General features: G+C 43.8%; 15 protein-coding genes. 6 read left to right on the forward strand and 9 right to left on the reverse strand.

Features of this window, described 5'->3' with window-relative positions; all coding sequences use genetic code 11:
- Positions 1 to 60: 60 nt before the first annotated feature.
- From NMD08_RS01275 to NMD08_RS01290, 4 genes are all read left to right on the forward strand, one after another.
- Positions 61 to 1,713: a transposase gene (locus tag NMD08_RS01275; protein ID WP_370619398.1), complete on the forward strand. Its 1,653-nt coding sequence runs from the start codon at positions 61 to 63 to the stop codon at positions 1,711 to 1,713.
- Between the two features lie 76 nt (positions 1,714 to 1,789).
- Entirely contained in the window at positions 1,790 to 3,214 is a 1,425-nt protein-coding gene (locus NMD08_RS01280) for an ATP-binding protein (RefSeq protein ID WP_370619400.1), read from the forward strand.
- 17 nt (positions 3,215 to 3,231) lie between these two features.
- Entirely contained in the window at positions 3,232 to 4,671 is a 1,440-nt protein-coding gene (locus NMD08_RS01285) for a TnsD family Tn7-like transposition protein (RefSeq protein WP_175329937.1), read from the forward strand.
- Complete coding sequence (locus NMD08_RS01290; RefSeq protein ID WP_155761565.1) at positions 4,664 to 5,812, forward strand: hypothetical protein; 1,149 nt, start codon at positions 4,664 to 4,666, stop codon at positions 5,810 to 5,812. The genes NMD08_RS01285 and NMD08_RS01290 overlap by 8 nt, the downstream gene beginning before the upstream one ends.
- Positions 5,813 to 5,881: 69 nt before the next feature.
- On the opposite strand, the gene NMD08_RS01295 is transcribed toward NMD08_RS01290, so the two are convergent.
- From NMD08_RS01295 to NMD08_RS01330, 8 genes are all read right to left on the reverse strand, one after another.
- The gene (locus tag NMD08_RS01295; protein WP_069219442.1) at positions 5,882 to 6,325 is read right to left on the reverse strand and encodes an antitoxin Xre/MbcA/ParS toxin-binding domain-containing protein; all 444 of its coding nucleotides are present in this window, start codon (positions 6,323 to 6,325) and stop codon (positions 5,882 to 5,884) included.
- A gap of 189 nt (positions 6,326 to 6,514) precedes the next feature.
- On the reverse strand, positions 6,515 to 6,847 hold the full coding sequence (locus NMD08_RS01300; protein ID WP_069219443.1) for a DUF6527 family protein: 333 nt from the start codon (positions 6,845 to 6,847) through the stop codon (positions 6,515 to 6,517).
- The gene (locus NMD08_RS01305) at positions 6,847 to 8,250 is read right to left on the reverse strand and encodes a ThiF family adenylyltransferase (protein ID WP_370619403.1); all 1,404 of its coding nucleotides are present in this window, start codon (positions 8,248 to 8,250) and stop codon (positions 6,847 to 6,849) included. The genes NMD08_RS01300 and NMD08_RS01305 overlap by 1 nt, the downstream gene beginning before the upstream one ends.
- Positions 8,250 to 9,413, reverse strand: a complete 1,164-nt coding sequence (locus NMD08_RS01310) for a multiubiquitin domain-containing protein (protein ID WP_081328883.1) — start codon at positions 9,411 to 9,413, stop codon at positions 8,250 to 8,252. The genes NMD08_RS01305 and NMD08_RS01310 overlap by 1 nt, the downstream gene beginning before the upstream one ends.
- Positions 9,414 to 9,506: 93 nt before the next feature.
- Entirely contained in the window at positions 9,507 to 10,232 is a 726-nt protein-coding gene (locus tag NMD08_RS01315; protein WP_370619405.1) for a PD-(D/E)XK nuclease family protein, read from the reverse strand.
- Positions 10,233 to 10,249: 17 nt separating this feature from the next.
- A complete protein-coding gene (locus NMD08_RS01320; protein ID WP_370619407.1) occupies positions 10,250 to 12,922 on the reverse strand; it encodes a UvrD-helicase domain-containing protein in 2,673 nt (890 codons plus the stop codon).
- A 7-nt stretch (positions 12,923 to 12,929) separates the two neighbouring features.
- Positions 12,930 to 13,538: a hypothetical protein gene (locus NMD08_RS01325; RefSeq protein WP_145033333.1), complete on the reverse strand. Its 609-nt coding sequence runs from the start codon at positions 13,536 to 13,538 to the stop codon at positions 12,930 to 12,932.
- Entirely contained in the window at positions 13,525 to 14,322 is a 798-nt protein-coding gene (locus tag NMD08_RS01330) for an RNA polymerase sigma factor (protein WP_155761566.1), read from the reverse strand. The genes NMD08_RS01325 and NMD08_RS01330 overlap by 14 nt, the downstream gene beginning before the upstream one ends.
- A 369-nt stretch (positions 14,323 to 14,691) precedes the next feature.
- Between NMD08_RS01330 and NMD08_RS01335 the strand changes: the two genes are divergently transcribed.
- Positions 14,692 to 15,693, forward strand: a complete 1,002-nt coding sequence (locus tag NMD08_RS01335) for a DUF4238 domain-containing protein (protein ID WP_069219448.1) — start codon at positions 14,692 to 14,694, stop codon at positions 15,691 to 15,693.
- Between the two features lie 183 nt (positions 15,694 to 15,876).
- Here the strand turns inward: NMD08_RS01335 and NMD08_RS01340 are convergent, their stop codons facing one another.
- Entirely contained in the window at positions 15,877 to 16,221 is a 345-nt protein-coding gene (locus tag NMD08_RS01340; RefSeq protein WP_069219449.1) for an abortive infection protein, read from the reverse strand.
- Between the two features lie 611 nt (positions 16,222 to 16,832).
- Here NMD08_RS01340 and NMD08_RS01345 point away from each other — a divergent pair.
- The gene (locus NMD08_RS01345; protein ID WP_052946600.1) at positions 16,833 to 17,954 is read left to right on the forward strand and encodes a PIN domain-containing protein; all 1,122 of its coding nucleotides are present in this window, start codon (positions 16,833 to 16,835) and stop codon (positions 17,952 to 17,954) included.
- The last annotated feature ends 138 nt before the right edge of the window (positions 17,955 to 18,092 follow it).

Below are 18,092 nucleotides of genomic sequence, written 5' to 3' on the forward strand. Positions count from 1 at the left end.
GCTCTTTTCCCTGCATGGAAAAATAGTGGCGGAAAAGGACGGGATCGCATCGCAGGAAAAGTGAAACGTGGGTCTCCAGAAAAAAAATCGCCCTACATGGATACTACATCTATATATAGAAATGTCTTTGAGGGAGATAAGCGTGTTTTTTTAAAAAGCATGGCGGAATTTACTTCTAAGGGTAAGAAAAAGCCCCTATCTTCCATTTATCATGAAATGATAAAAACATACTATGCCAATGAAATTAATGATGCTCAAATAGAAGGTTTTGAGCAGAAATTGCCTTCATTGAATTCATTTCGCTATTGGATAAAAAAACTTATCCCTCAGCATGAACTTATACAGCGTCAGGCAACACTCAAAGAATTTCAGTTGAATAAACGGGCCCTTATGGGTAGTGCTACAGACCATACTGAGGTCCCGGGTAGCTGCTTTGAATTGGATGCGACAGTACTCGATGTTCATATTGTTTCCTCCTTTAATCATCGGTGGGTAATGGGGCGTCCGACAGTGTATCTGATTGTGGATAAAGAAAGCCGGATGGTTGTAGGATTACATGTCTCTATGGAATATGCATCCTGGCGTGCGGGAAGACAGGCTCTGGTTAATGCATTCACAAATAAAAAATTATACTGTGCAAGATTTGGTCTTGAAATAGAAGATAGGGAATGGCCGTGCAACCATTTACCACAAAAGTTACTTTGTGACAGAGGTGAATTTGTCTGTGAGCAACCGGAAAAGTTAGCCGTACCTTTGATTGGTAATTTGCTTATAGCCCCTTCTGGACGGGCGGATATGAAAGGTATTGTTGAACGAAATTTTAAGATTTTAAACGATGATTTGGTTCACCAATTGGCTGGTACTACCAATGGGAGGACCTATATCCGGGGTGAGAAAGACCCACGGTTAGATGCTTGCTTGACGCTTGAAGATGTAACCATTTTGCTTATTGAGCAAATTCTTGAGCATAATAATTCAACCAAGAATGTATTGATGAAACAATCTCTTTTGATGATTGCATCTGAATTACCATTAACCCCGCTAAATTATTGGAATACCCATATTGAAAATCATAGACATGCGTTGCGTTACGCTAATGAAGCTGAGATAAGAGCACAATTGCTTCCTAAAGTATTAGTCTCCATGACTGAAAAAGGGATTCGATTAAATAAAGATATGTACTATCAGTGGGATTCATCTTCATTTTCTGATTTGAAAATCATAGCAAGAACATCAGGCAGGTGGAAACTTGAGGCCCGTGTGGATCAGGATAATTCAGATTTTATATATGTAAAAATATTTGATGATGGTCCTTTTGTTCGTTGTGATCTGATGCGAATGTCTAAGGTATTTAGCGGGAAAAATAGCGCGGAAATTGAATATGTCATGGACTGGAATAGAAGAAAAGCATCGCTACCTGATATTACACCTACCTCTATTAAGAGATATGATATTCAACAAGGTGTAATACGTGCTGCAGAAAAACGACAAAAAGAAACAAAAAATACGCAGTCAAAAAGCAAAAGGTTAAAAAATATTAGAGATGTGCGTCAGAATGAGATTTATTTAAATAGGCCTTCTGTGGATAACGATGGATCAGTCGTGAGCACTCCAGATATGTTAGTGACCAGTTATAAGGAAAATAAAATAAATAGGCAAATAGGAGTGCTTAAACGGAAAAATAAAACAAGGAGCGATGAAAGTACAGGGTGATTATTGTTTTGCAACTTTCCCCCTCTCTTTTTCATGTTGTAGTTAGTTCTAAGGCAAGGCTTAACCGGAGGAAGTGATGAGAGTCATTCCAGCTTGTTACCATACGGCTGTTCTCCCTGAGCACAGAGGAAATCCGTTGATTGAATCACTGCCACAAAAAGTTTCAGACGCTGATCTTGGCGTTCAGTTGAGTCGTTACCCGAGCGTAATGGCCCATGAAAGGCTACTGGAACCCGAGATACGCATAGAATACCTTACAAGATTGAAAGATCTCCGACAACCTCTGCCAATTTATATTGATTGCTTTAGGGCAATTGAAACTGCAATTAAAGAAGGGTATTCAGCTAAGAATCCACTTTCACCTACGACAATGAATTATTTACATTATCCGGTAGATAACCGCCCCAGCATTCCCCCCGTGACGGGCTTTTTTAGCCCTAAAGGGTGTGGGATAACCGTGATTGGAGAAAGTGGGGTAGGTAAAACATGTATGTTGGAGCAAATCCTCAACTGGTATCCCGATGTTATTGAACATCAGAACTATAACGAAGAGTTGATTTGCGCTAGGCAGATTGTTTGGCTAAAAGTTGACTGCCCCGCTGATTCAAGCATCAAAGCACTTTGTTATAGGATAATGACCGAATTGGATAAAAAGCTTGGGTGTATTCCTATAAAACGGGCAGCAACAATTCCACTACTATTAGAGCAAATTGAGGCTAGGATAAAATCATGCTTTCTTGGCATTCTCGTTATCGACGAAATGCAGAACCTAAATCTTGCAAAGGCGGGTGGGGCAGATAGACTACTCACTTTCATTCATAGCATGATGAATAATCTGGGTATCCCTGTGTTATTTTGTGCGAATCCCCCTTTCAATACCCTACTTGCTAAAACATTGAAAACTGCCCGGCGGGCTGAGAGTAATGGATATTTTGATCTGTCATTATTAGAAAATGACTCTGAATGGTCGCTTTTTGTAGATGAATTATGGCTTTTACAATGGACCCGAACATTTACCCCTTTAACTACAGCATTGAGTGACAAACTCTTTGACCTGAGTGTGGGGAATTTAGAGCTAGCAGTGAGAATTTTTCGTGAAAGCCAGCGCATTATTATTGGACAAGATAATGAAAATATAACAATAGAGCTACTTGAGTTTAGTGCGGCTAGTGCAATTCGCGCATCACAAGATGCAGTGAATGAAATAAGGTTAAACCGTACTGTGGAGTTGTTGAAAAGAGTAAATACCACATCTGCTCTAGATAAGAAGCAAGAAGAAAATATTGCACTCAGGCATAATTCTGACTTTTTGTCGATCCCTGGTGACTTGAGCCGGGCACAGCACTATGAGTTTTTAATAAGCATTTCTGAGTTGTTAAATACTCCTGATATTGCTAAAAAAATACAGGATTGTGATTTGTTTCAAAGATATGCGTATCAGACTGAATCTATGGAGGTCTTGCAAAGAAACGGGAGCATTTGTGACACATTGCTAATCTAGATTAATGAGGTGTAGTCATGCTATGGTTACCGAAGGCATTTCCCGATGAACTGCTAATCAGTCGGTTGATAAGGTTCGTTACATTATTTGGTTGGAGTGGTTTAGATGAAATATACGGTCTCTTAGGATCTTACAAGCGCAGTATACATCCTACGATGACAGGATCATTAAAAATAATTATATCTCAAGATGTTAATATATATGATGTAGTATTAACACAGCAGACTCTGGCTCCATTGTTCATGTATTGTCTGCCGAACCACAGAGAGGTAATTTATAATTCATTAACATCAGGTGATAACAGCAGAGCGCTACGAGGATGTCAATTCCCATCATTTGGTGCGGAAAGTTCACTCATTCTTAAAAATTGTCCTAAATGTGCCGAAGAAGATATTAGAGCATATGGTATGTCTTATTGGCATCGGATGCATCAGATTCCAGGCGTTAGCGTCTGTGCTATTCATCGGAATGTTCTGACAAAAAATATATGTAGTCAGAGACAAAGATTAGTAGCCGGTTTTTTACCCAAACCATTCATAACCTGTGAGCAAGCACCTGAAGAATATTTTAGGTTAGCACTATTCAGTAACGATTTTTTACAAATGCTGAGCAACAACAAAATTAATTATCCTGCCGTAATGCTATACAGGAAGAAACTATATCAAGAAGGTTTTATAACAAATCATGGGCGATTAAGACATCGTAAGTTGATGAATTCATTTTACGATTTTATCTGGCAATCAAATTATAATAAAAATTCATACATCCCTCTAGACAAAAATGACTATGGGTATCTTTACCATTTGCTAAATTCAGAATTTAGCACACACCCTGGAAAACATCTGTTGTTCGCATATTGGTTATTTCAGTCAATATCAGAAATTCAATATTGTATTCAAGCTGAATTAGAAATCCATTCGAAATTTAAAAAAGCAAATGAGGATGTAGTTAATTCGGAAATAGATTTCTCACAGATAATATCTAAAACTATTTCCATGAATAAGATGAGCAAAATTTGTGGGAGAAGTCGTTGTTTTATAAAAAGAAATGCAGCAATTAATGGGGTTAAGCTAGAGACATCTCCCAGAAAGATTACTGAAGAGTTAAGCAAGAAAATTGAGTTTTTAGCAGCTTTAGGATTCCATCGCAAGGTCATTGCTGAGAGATGTCAGATAAGTGTTGGGAGTGTCGAAAACATTATTTCTTCATGTAGCGGACTCGTAATGCGAAGAAAATTATGTCACTATCAATCCTTTTTACGAAGAAGCAAATTTAAGATTCTTAAGTGTAGGCGTCTATATCCTGAACTCACTCGAACTGGCATCATGAAAAAATATAGTGCCGATTTCTACTGGCTCTATAATCATGAGAAAACATTGTTGTATTCAATTCTACCGCCAGCTCTTCACTCAGAGGGATGTAAGAAACTAAAAACTAATAGGGGCGATCATGAATAGTATTTATGATGATGAAACAATATGCAGCTATTTGTTTAGATGTTTGAATGCTTATGGCATCAATTCCTATGAATTTGTTATTGGGAGTAATGGGTGTTGGCATTCTTTACCAGTGTTTCCAAACACATTAGCACCATTATTGCGCTTGATACCTGATATGAAACTGTTCAGATCGTTACAACGAGAAGGGTATTATAGAACTACTCATGTTAGGAAAAGTAACCCAAGAGAAATCATTGATTTGATGAAAAAAGTCTATGGCGGTTCATCGAGTATTCATAAATATAAAGGTACTGATCCTATACTATATTGCCCTTCATGCTTTAAAGAAATGATTATTAAATATGGGCATGCATATTTTTTAAGTGCATGGAAAGGTGAGGTTAATTGTATATTTCATCAACTACCATTATTAATTCTCACAGGGAGAAACATGAATGAGACAGTTAGAAATATAAAGCATGCCATGGCAGAAATAGATCTATCAAATTACTCGGGTGAAATCAAAAACAATGCAATAGCTAATATTAATATTGAAAGCTTTATAAATCCAGAGGATTTAATATTCTCGATGCCATGTACTTATAAAGCTGTATATTTCTTAGTGAGAGAGTATTATTCTTTTAATTCAAAGGCGTTAGAATTTAAATCATATTTATACGATCGTATGTTTTATAGTTCACTCTCGCCAAAGATGGAAGGAATCAATGTACCACTCATGAAAAATGTTGATGACAATGTTATTTATGCAGCATTCGAGAAGTTGATAGAATTAGATTATAATGTTTTCGCTTCATTTGTTAAACATGGATTACAATTCAAAAGATTTCCTCTAGGGTTTAATCAGAATAAGTCTATTTCAGTAACGATTGTTAAAAATGCAAATGAAAACTGCTCAAAATGTCATATGCATTGGGGGGAGAGACATTGTGTTTACGAACCAATAATTAAAAAAGAAAGATTAGAACCAATATTAAACTGTCTTAATATATGCGAACAACGGCTAATATGGGGTAAAGACTTTTACTCACTTTTGCAGATAGAGTCTTTATGGTCCTACATGAAAACGCCAAAGTACATACACAATAATTCTATTCATAATATGTTGATATGTCGTCAGGTGCAGCTGAAACTTGATTAGTGACGAATTTATTAGCATTATGTTCACGGGGGATCTCCCGATACTTTCGCTCTGCCAGCCGACAGATAATCAAGAGTAAACTCCATTTTCTAGGCGAGTGATCAATTTTAGGAGCTCGTATGCCCCAGTTTCAGATTTCATTAGTTCTATTGGCTCTTTCCAGTTAAGCGCCATGTTTGGATTTTTTAGCCATTTACGGGCCCCATCCCAGTCACCTTCGAATAATTCTACTGCTTTATCAATGATGCGGATAAAACGCACAAGCCGTTCGCTTTGTGCAGAGTTGAATCGAGATTTCTGACTGCGACTTAGCGTTCTTAGCGAAATACCGGATATTTTGCAAAAGTCCTTTTGTGTTATCTGAGCCCAATCAATGATTAGTTGAGCAACATTGCCATCCAGGCCTTCACTAATCTGCCCCAGAAGCGCTGGGCCAGTAGATTTTTTTAGCCCGGCTGCTTGCCATAAGTGTGGCGGCTTGGACTGTGAGGTCGATAAACTGAATGTTTTCATCATTGACTCCTTCTTCGATGATTCTGGTCTATTCAAATGCTGGTCCGATTGCCCGACCAGAAGGATAAATCGCGAGTGGTTATTATCGCGCTTTACTTGTTAAAGTTTGATTATATGTACCAAAATTGGCTACCGCTCTTTTATTTCTGTGTTATTTCAGGCAGCCTGAAGTGAATACCCTAGGCACGATTAACTGACCCAAATCACTTTTCCATTTCGCAGCCAGAAATGAGATTTACAGTCTCTTTGTAACCACACTGAAGGATGCAGCGTTGGAATGTCCTTCTGATCAATCATGATTGACCAACTGGGCTTGGCTTCTTTGAGCAGTAGTAATTCAAGCCGCTTGCCGCATCCGCAAGGACAGTGAAATGCCACAGCCCAATCCTCGCTGCCTTCTCGTGCCAAGACTAAATTGCGTCGAGGGAGCTTCATTGGGGGAGTGTCCCCCTCTACGATAATGACTCGCCGGGGAGGCAACAGAGCTTCTTTCAGTTTTAAAATCCAGTAGGGCCAACGCATTAATTCACCTCCTTGTTAAAAATCGGCATGCCCATCAGCGGCTCAATTAATCCACGGCCAAGATGATGGTTTGGTGCACACTCAAAGTCTGAATCGCTGATGAAATCTTCTTCACTGGCTGCAAGTGAGAAAATTGTGCGAGCTCGTTTGCTATTTGGGTCATGGCGAAACGGGTATGCTCGGGCGATGAATTCCATCACGCAATCGCTGGCAGCTCGCATATTGAGAGTTATCACTGAAGGTGCCTCATCAGCTATACCTTTGATATATCCCTCTGCAACCTGTGCATCTAGTTCATAGGGGGCAACTTTTTGAAGGTACTCCCGGCGAAGTGTTTCTGGGGTATAAACACCACGATCCGCGAGTGTACTTCCTCCGGGCTTCACATAATCCAGACGGCCACATACATCCCCAATTGTTGCACCGTTTTCAGTTTGTCTGGTAGGAATGGTAACGGCTACATCAAACAATGGTTGTAGGAAAGCCGCGGCGATGCGATCGCACATCTGTCTGCCTTCGAAGCTGTCCACGCAACAGAACAGTACATCAGCCATACCTGCAGAATTTATGGCTTCGCGAGTGGATATACTGGCTTTAACTGTTACCACCTCGATGTCACTACGATATGCAGAGAATGCAGCTGCCATGCTGGTAACTTTGGCTATGCAATTGCTCGCATCTTCGGTTGTGGAATTGAGAATGCGGTTGAGGTTTTTAAATTCAATTTCGTCAAAGTCGATAAGAATAAGCCGCCCGATCCCGAGACGAGCCAATTGCTCAGCGACGACTGACCCTGTACCTGATACCCCTACGACACAAGCGGTAAGAGAACGTAGATCTTTACCCATTTGTGATGAAAAAGCCATGGGGCGCGGCTGGAGTCTGTCATATTCAGTGAGTCGCCATAATTTCAGATCGTCACCAGCACAATGTACTGAGTCAACGGGGATAATTTCCAGCTGGCTGTTATAAAACCGCGCGTGAATTGCTCCGTCGGAAGTCATGATGGCCGAGCCATGAAGAACGTCTGACCGCTCGATGGCTTCGAATAAAGCCGGTAAGGTTTCACGATCGCTGTCATTATCCGTATCAGAAAATACCAATGTCCCTCCAGGATGAGAGTGCATGAGTATTATTGATAAATTGTGCTGCTCAGCCATATCAATGGCATCTTCAATAGAGGCACCAGGCCAACTGATGTAGTCGTGGGTGCGTATACGGCATGTCGAATGATCAACTGGCATTATGTCTTTGACGACATAGCGAGATGCAGAACTTTGTGCGCACAGGATAATGGCCGCAGCCTCTAGGCCGTCCCCAGGGAAAAGATGCTGATGTAGCGTTTTGTGATGGTTCTCACTCAGAGCAAGTCTGACGCGAGAGTCATGGTTTACGATTTTCATTATTCCACCTCCCGCAGAAGAGATTCTTCGACTACAGCCAGATGGGTCGTAACACTATCCGTTTGTGGATTCCAGCGTGTAGCCCCATTAAGATGGCGACTCCACCGCTGATAGGCATTACCGAGAATTGTTTCCTGACATTCAGTCTGGCGAATAATTTGCCCATTGCTAAGAGTAAGTGCAGGGTAAACATAGAACATGTCTAACTGAGCATCTGGATACAGTGTAGGAATTTCAACGGCTAAACTGATTTGCTCGTGGTTGTAACCCCCGGGTAGGGGGTAGCCATGGATAATCAGCCAGCGACGAGCTCCTGCGAGACGAGTTTCCCAATCATAGTTCTGCTGGTTAAGGTAGTTGCTATCCTTATCAAGTAACGAGAAATCTTGGGAAAAAGTAACAACCGCTTCGCCATTATTGATTTCTGCAGGGGTAAGGCGCAGTTTTTCAATGCCGGGTTTTCTCAGATCTATAACGTCATCCATAGCAATAGTCTGCTTTGGCTCACCCTTAACCTTAAGCACCAAAATCCAGCCCTTATCAGGGTTAAAACCTGCAGCTTTGAGGGCATCCCTAGCAATGATTGTTGGCTGCTCAGAGTTGATAATGACCCCTTGGACATTGAGCTGCCAGCATTTTTGGCGGGTGTACAGTTTCTCCAGGCCGGGTTCATCAAGATTAACGCTTTGCCCTTCCTCAAGAAGCTCATCTGGCCGGCTCTGATGTTCAAGCCAAATAGAGCAGTTATCGGGGATTTTTCCAATTTTACGCAGCACATTTTCCCGAATGTGAGATTGTCCCCATGGAAAGCGCTGACCATTTAGTGATGCATAAAAAAGACGGTCACTCTCGAAGAAAATGAATTGCTCAACGCCCTGATTGTATACATCGACTTGATCTTCAAGGTTAACCTCAGTGAGTACGCCTTTTTCATCAACCATCAGAAGCATGTATTGTTCAGCAGGATTTTTTCCTGCAGCCGTTAAAATCTGGCGCCCGGTTGGCACAGGATCGGTAATTTCGATAGCAGTACCATGCCAGTCAGGGTCAAGCACTTCGATAAGGTAATGATGAGCAGGGCGCAACGGGCGTCCTTCTCGTCGGGAAAGAGCAATATCTTCGTGCTCAACGAATGCTTGTAATGGCGAGTTTGAATTGTTCATATCGAGTAATCCTCTTGATGGCTAACCGCACCATGCGGCTTCAGAGCCGTTCAGAGGGTTAATCGATACGAATTCACCAACCGGAAAGCTAAATCACTTATTTTTTTCAGAATCATCAATAGGAATTTTGCCACACACAAAAAAGTTCGGGCATCGCGGACAAACCCGGCTTTCCGGATTTGCGGGGAAAAAGCCACGACTTATCGATGTTATAGCTGTTTGAGCTTTATCGAGGCGCGCTTTTTGCTTACGGGTACTCACTGTTACGATCTCTTGGGTTTCTCCGGCCAAGTGTACGGCCTGCACTCGGAAATCCTTGCCATAATGACGCCCTGCTGCCTCTAACAGGAGCGTATATTCAATACGGTCAAATTCATCACTACCTTTTTTGCCTGTTTTAATACGCCGGACACAATGGGTTCCATCCTTATTTAGCGTTACCTCGTCGGGCAGAACAATGATCGTTCCTTCAGGGTATGACAGTTGCAGGACTTCTGGTTTTACCAGCTTAAGCCCCTGACGGGTCTCTATAAGATATTGGACCAGACGCTGACCTATGCGCAGATAATCATCTGCGTAACTATGGTCCACAGGCCCACTCTTGAGCCAGGACTCTCTAAACCGGGCCTCTAGTTCCTTCATATCAGGCGAAGAATCGCTATGATTGTGTTTGAGCCAGTCTAAAATCTCGTAGATGGCGGTATGCATTTTCAAAAAACCGCTCTCACTTCGTTTTCCTGCTAACGAAAGCATGTGGGTGTAGAGAAAACGTCTTGGACACCTTTCGTACAAACTAATCTGTCTGTCCGTCAGCGACAATGCTCCTTTGGCCGGCGTCAGAACCTCAGATTCAGATAGTCGGAGCTGTATCCGGGGCGGTTTTTTCGGGTAATAAGGGAAGAAGCTATACGATCGATAAAAATTGAACGATTTCGCTTATTACCGTTAGGCTGAATTGATGACGCGTAGAGAACCAGGTTGTCTTTGGCTCGCGATGTGGCTACGAAGAATTTGCACTCTTCTTCTTCATCATGGCCTGCCTTCGTTGCTTCAAGCCCGGTCATACCCTGGGAACCGTTAATCAATCCATCCGGTGGGGGACAGCGAGGTGACCGATTAGATCCAGGTAAACCGCCAGCGATCAGACCTGGAAGGTGGACGACCTTAAACTCCAGGCCTTTACTGGCGTGTATGGTCATCAGTCGGACCCCGTCGATCTCCTGGGTTGACTGCGGCAACTGCCTGATTTCACGATCCTCTGATAACAATACAATACGTCGAATTCTTGATAACAGCCGATCAATTGGAAAACCCGTCCCTTTGATGGGGGAGCGGGAAAAATTAAGAAGTTGCCAGATAGCAATTCCTTTCATTTGGCTTTGTAGATCACCTGCCTGGTATATTTTTTTTGCCCAACCCATGTGATCGATGACTAGGCTCATTAAAACTGCCCAAGGAGCGTCGTATGGTTGAAATTCTCCAATAATTCGTGAAAGGCGCATAAGTGAGTCAGCTGAACGCTCGCCAACCATGCAGTCTTCGTCTGTTAATGACATCCAGTCTTGAGGAGGACAGTCAACTTCACGAAGGCGGTTCTGAATTGTGAGGACATCACCAAGATCTATCTTATAGCCAGGTATTGTCGCTGCGCGGATCAGGCCTGAAGCCCGTCGGTCGGTGACTAAAGATAATAATGAAAGTAAGTCTTTTATTTCATCGCGTTCAAATACGCTTCCCAAATACAAAATGGGGATGCCCAGCTTTTCAAGATGGGCGGCAATTTCACTCAGACGATTATTTGACGTGCAGAGTATAGCTTGATCTTTATATTCCACGCCTGCTAAACGGCTTTCTTCAATTGATCCTGCAATCAATGATATTTCGTCATCTACAGTCGTCGCTAATCTTAGTTCAGGATGGTTCCCCAGATTGCCACGATTAGCTCTGAGCTTAAGTGGCAATGCACCTTCCGAAGCTTTCATGTCTTCTGAGAAGAGACGATATAGCTCGACAATTTCGCCGCCGGAACGATAATTAGTATCCAGTTTTTCGATTGTTGCACCATCGAAGTCAGAGGCGAATCGCCCCATGTTGGTCGATGATGCTCCTCTGAAGCGGTAGATAGATTGTCTGGCGTCTCCGACAACCCAAAGTCGTTTGCTATCACCAGATATCGCTTTAAGTAAACGGACAGAAGCCCGGTTTACATCCTGATATTCGTCAACAAGAATATGTTGGTGACGTAGTGAAAGCGAACGTCTGACCTCAGCATCTTCTTCTACCAGTTTCACTGGAAGAGAGACTAAATCGCCAAAATCAATACTATCCCTTTGCTTCAGTAATGCTTCGTATGCCTGATACAGGAGCGCAACATCCAGACATTTCTCTGCTTGTATTGTTTGAGTTTCATCTGTAGCTGCAGACAGCATTGCTTCAGCCAGCGCTGTGTACTCAGTGGCATCGATCACCTCATCCTTGGCCCGTGAGATGGCTGATAGCATATCGCTCAGATCTAATGCAGGGTCGTACAAATTCCGGAAATGCTTAATGTCCAGCGATGCAAGCTCGTCTTCAAGGAGGCCTATTGCTTCGTCGCGTGATATCAGTGCTGGTTTTTCAGACAAGCCAAGGCGATCGTGAAAGCGATGAACGATATCTAACCCAAAAGAATGGAACGTGCCAATCCATAATGTAGTGATTGCTTTAGGATGTTTAGATGAAATGCGTTCTCGTAATTCACCGGCAGCTTTATTGGAAAATGTCAGTATCAGGATTGCTCCTGGGTCAACCCCTTCTTCAAGCAACGATTCAACACGATGCACTAATGTTCGGGTTTTCCCAGTGCCAGGGCCGGCTTGAAGCAGAAACGGGCTACCGCGATGTATTGCAGCAAGTTGTTGCGACTTATCTAAATCAACCGGGCTGACGGGGTTCGAATGGGCATTAGATTCTGATTTACAGAGCGGGAGTAAAAGCGCATCAACTAATTGTTGCTGGACAACATTCAAAGGGGCTTGGTATTTATCTGCAATATCGTGCGAAGACATGTGCTCATCGACGTGCATGCTCCTCATCAGATAGCGGGGAAGTAATAGCTCGCGAGCAAATAAGTCCATTATTACTTCCCGCCGCTCATGACTCCCATAATCGACGACACTTTCAATGCTTGTGGCAGGGCTCTCAGAAGCCCGGTCATGTTCGGTGTTGTTGGTCAGGCTATCTTCTTCTGAGCCTTCGAGTTCTAAGTGACCAATTTCATGTGCGATTAGGAATGCTTTTTCAAAGCTGCTGCCCACATCCTCGTAAAGGATGACTCTGGCTTGACTGTCAAAGAGAGCCCTGGCACCGTTAAGCTGAGGGTCTCCACTGGGAATAGCATAAACCTCAACATCTCGTAGCTCGGCTTCATTAAGGACATAACCAAGCAGGTCGCATAGATTGCAGCCCCGGTTTGCCGCTGCTTGGTGAAGACTTTCAGCCGTTTGTCGGGCTGCTTCAATAGCATCCATTCTGCAATTAGTCCTTCATGGCCTTCAACATCACCTGCTGTGACTCGCTTAACCCTGATGTAGCTAATAGTTCATCAAAAGTAACTTTTTGTCCCGCACTGGGTTTCCCTGAGGCCTTAAAACGCTGCCCTGCAGCAATCTCAGGCGGAGCAGTTAATATCTCCTGTAATGTCTCAATGGGTAGCTTGAGATGTTGTGCAAGCAATTTAATAAACTGTGCAGGTATCGTGCTGACCTGAACTGCGTTGTCGCGGATGCGGGACAAGAAAAGGCGAGTGACATTTAAGTCATTTGCTAATTCTTTAAACTGCAGAGTGTTCATTTCAGACAGCGGATTAGCGATGTTTTGAGACATCGCGGACGCCGGATCATCCGGGTTCAGCATGGATTGGAATGTTAACCAAGCTTTTTTGCTCTTCTCATCTGACTGCGATTCAGTCGATAATTTATCGAAAGAAGGCGCTGTCAGTAACTCAATAGATAAATCTATAATCGATTCATTGTATTCCGGGTATCGTTTTAGATAACTCGCCAGTGTTTCTGCATTGCGATTGTTTTCCTTTGAAAACGCGTGTAATACGGCTTCTTTGGACGCTTCGCTTTTAAATTTCATCATAGCCCTCCTTCTGCAGTTGGGTTCGCAGGAGTTCGTGAGCACGACTCAGTCTGTTGCGAACAGTTCTGTCCGTGCATGCTAACGCTTTTGCGATGGTCATCACTTCCGGGTTCAGAGATTCGATCTGCATACCCTGTAAGAATAACCCAACTACACGTTTTTCATCTTCTGGTAGCGTGTTAATCGCCTCCATAAGGCATAACCGGAAAGATTCATCATCTAATAATGAGGGATTTGGGTTGAAAAAGCGTTCAGCGGCAGCCTCGACTTCGGGATGAAGCACGGTACCTTCTTCATCTTCCCTCATTAAGGGGTGATAGTTGATGAGAGGGTCGGTTTTCCGGGCTGGACCTATTATTTTCAACACATCCGTTCGAAAGTTGGACAACGCGTGGTTAAAATTGACCTCCCAGTAGTACATATTGTCACTCTGAGAATTTCGTTCATGCGCAATCATTTCGAACAATTTATCCATAATTTCATCGCAAATAGAAGCTGTATGAGCGAAATGTGCTGGGGCCAGAGCCCTATATAGCGCCGATTCTACACGGTTATAGAACGTGGTGAAGACTGGCTGAAGATGCTGTTGCGAGAACCTGATCTCACTATGACGTAAGTAATAAATGAGTATTTCGAAGGGGACGGGTGTATTTGAGCAGGTAAGCCGGGCTACCAATTGATCAAAAGCAAGTGTATCAAGCTCGCTCAGAATATCTTCGATTTCAGTACGGCGCTGGTAGGGCTCACCCTTTTTTGTGCATTTTTTAAGCGGTATAATCATCACTGATTCACTTCTCGTTAAATTACCAACCAATCATCCGGGAATATCAGGCAGCAAAGTGTGGCCGAAGCCGCAAAGAGATGTGGCAATCATGATTGATAACAACAGGCCCGTCTATTTCTTTTGTCACAGGAATCGTAAGTGCTTAACCAGAGCCGTTTTTCTGTGGTGGTTAACCGCTGACTGGGACAGGAAACATTGAAATGTGCGCAGAATGCATCGGCAAGTTGGTCGAGTGGAAAAGACTTTCCAGAAGCGCCTGCGGTAACAATATCAGGAACTGCAGCAAGTGTTATGCAATGATAGAGAGGAAGACCACGGGTCGTGCCGTTAATGCAGAGCACCTGCTCTGCCTGTCAGAGAGATAATGTTATGACTGAGTCATTAAACCTGCAGACCGACGTTGTCAGGCAGCATACTGTTCCTCGTTTCTTACTGAAGCACTTCAGTATTTCGGGAAAAGGGAAACGCCAGCGTTTATATGCCTTTGACAAAGCTTCCGGGCGTGCCTATGCCACCACGCCGGATGACGCCACCGTGAGGAATACGTTCTACAACCTCGATAATCACCCGGACCGTCTGAGTCTTGAACCGCTGCTGGGGATATACGAACACCACGCGGCACCGGTAATTGCAGAGCTGCTGCAGCACAGGGATATTCGACTACTTACTGAAGACGAACGCTATAATCTGGCCGTGTTTGTTGCCGTGCAGCGTGCACGTACCTTCGGTGAGCTGGAGCGTATATCGGGCATGATTTCAAAGCTCACTGATAAGATGGAGGCAACCGGCTCGACTAAGGAGATGGCTTTAGAAACCCTGGGCCTGTCGTCCGAAGGGGATACTAGAGACATTTTTCTGCGACAACTTGTCCAGCAGGTGTCGCATATTGATCACCTGCTGAATAAGGACTGGTACCTACTGGAAACAAAGCCAGAACATCCGTTCTACGTGTCAGACAATCCGGTGGTACTGAAGAATAGCAATGATTTCGGTCCGTACGGTAATATCGGTCTGGCCGTTCGCGGGATACAAATCTACCTTCCGCTCTCATCGACGCTAATGCTGGCCATGTACTGCCCTTCCATCCGTGAACAGAAGGTTCGTGAAAAGCAGCATCTGCATCATCTTCTTGCCAGAGCACCGCACCTGATCCCACATCACATACACCCGTTTGAAATGCTCAAACATGTCAGTCAGTTTACGGATTATCTTCTTATGCCGCTAACCTTGGAACATATTACGCATTACAACGCGCTGCAGGTGGAGTATGCGGAACAGTACGTGTTTTGCGGTGAGAATGATTTTTCGCTGGTTGAGCGAATGCTTGAGGATGATGATCGTTACCGGACTGGGCCGAGGTTCATGCTGTAAAGTAAATTCCGTCCCACCTGTGCCGGGAAATGCCGATACCGGCTCTGGTCGATGATCGCGACTAGGATGAGTTTTGCCATAAAATACCCAAGCGAAAACAGCAGTGGCCACAGGGACCACCACCAGGAGGCAAGGGTGAATAACTGTTGACATTCACCCTGCGTTCGTGTAGCTTGCGAATCCTTACTTGCTTAGAGTAAATTTTCGGCGAATGGCTGCAACCATTTTACCGATACCCCAGATAAGCCCGCTTTTTACTGGCGTGGCCCATAGTGGCGAAAGTGCGAATTTCGACACGATAAAGGCCTTAAGCCAGGGCATTACAACCCAGACCACCGTAGCTGTTGTTCCTACGTAAGTCATAAGAAGTAGAACGCAGAGACACGCACTCCAGTATTGCTTCTGGCAGATATGCCCACCGGCACTAATGGCAAGGCGTTTAGCGATTTTGAAAATCGCGGCAACGAAAGTGATTTCAGTCTGGTAAGGGAATGCGAACATTCCCACGATGTCGGACATGTTTTTCATAGAGCCTCCATTGGCAAATTGTTGATAACACGGATGTGTTAATGTTTTTCATGTTGTGAACCTCATTTTTTTGTCAAAAGGCACCCCGCGCCTCACGTGATGTGAACGCTGATGATACCGTACTGAATGTGGTATTACTTGGCCGTGCTACGATGTATTCATTCGTTACCTCCTTCTGAACTGATTTTAAGTCCGCCACCATGCGCTCCCGGAAATAAACAGCAAAAATCCACACCTGGATGACGGGTGTCATTCATGGAGAGGAAGGTTACTTTTTTTTGGGGGGAGGGGGCGCAGAGCAATATGACGCTGCAGGATTATCTTATCGGTAAATTTTTTGTTTGTAAAGCGCAAAAGCACCAATAATTACACATTAGCACAATTTTGCCAGTTTGATTTTGACAAAAAGTGCTATTTTTGAAAATGGGTGTGGTTAAATACTGCGAAGCATACGTTTTTAAAATTCGTATGCGTCTGTGTGTTTGTTGTTAATCCTGCCTTTATCAGATCCGAAAGTTTCAGAATTTAGAAGCACTGACTGGACTGGTTTTTATTTCGTGTGAATTACTCTAAGCTTGCTTCCAGTCATTATTCCTTTCGGAGCAATCAGTATGGAGCTGCAAACACGACTGGTGTTTATCGATACCTCCGCCTATCAGGCAAAACGTTTTCAGTTCGGCCACTATGACCTGGCACACCTTGAAAAAATGGTGGCAGAAGAAAAAATTCATCTTCTGGTGACTGACGTTATACGTTCAGAAATTGAATCCCATATCCGCAGTTTCGCCGATGACGCTGTCAGTCAGTTGAAGAAGTTTCAGAAAGCGGTTGCCTTTCTGCGTGTTGCGGAGGAGGCCACCGGCAGTGGGCTGTTTGTCAGTGTTAATGCAGACGCCGTGTTTGAAGAAGCGATGGTAAAGTTCCGTGCCCTGATGGATAACGGCTTGACCGAGCATGTTCCGGTTTCCATTGTTGATACGTCACAGGTTTTCCGTGACTATTTCTCGGGGGTCCCTCCTTTTCATCGGGAAGCAAAGAAATCCGAATTTCCGGATGCTTTTTCTCTGGCGGCGGTAGACAAGGTAGCCCGCGAACGCTGTCATAAGGTTTATATCATCAGTGCTGACGATGATATGAAGGCGGTGGCGGAGCAGAATCCCAACTTCATTCACCTCGAAAAACTGGAACAGTTGCTGGACCTAGTTAACAGAAATGACGAGGAACTGGCGGGCCTGTCAGGATTCGCCGACAGTGTGCTACAACAACTGCAGGCAGGAGTCTTGGATGAAGCCCGTGAAAAACTCGAGGGCGGTGAGTTTGTTCCTGTGTCATCTGGTGATATTGATCATGATGTCAGCGATATCAAAATATTCCATATCGAGATCGCGGAGCTTCAGCTAATCGATGTAGATACTGACGGAGCAACCTATGACGTGGTATTTAATGTCAGCCTAGAGGCAACCTACAACTCCGTGGATTACTCTAAGGTCAACTGGGACAGAGAAGGTCGTGTAATGTATGGAATGCAGGAGTGCAGTGATACCTTCCGCCATCTCGAGCAGTATTCAGCCAGAATTGAAATTGGCTTTGTTGACGGGCTGAAAGCAAATGCTGAACTCCTGGATGTGTCATTTGAGGACACCATCTTTGATCTTGATCTTGATGAAGCAGAATACATAGAAAGGCCAGCACCTGTCCATGGACAGGCTGGTAGGGAAGCGGCCGGGGAATAAGAAAGAGGCCACAGGGTGTGGCTTGAACAGAAATCTCCGTGCGGAGCGTCAGTAAAACCTGACTCTTCCCTTCTCACCACTTTCACCCTGAAAATGGTAAACACTTAATGCAACTACAAACTTTTTACTGAAGAGCCC

The organism is Citrobacter meridianamericanus (assembly GCF_041320245.1).
Classification (GTDB): Bacteria; Pseudomonadota; Gammaproteobacteria; order Enterobacterales; family Enterobacteriaceae; genus Citrobacter; species Citrobacter meridianamericanus.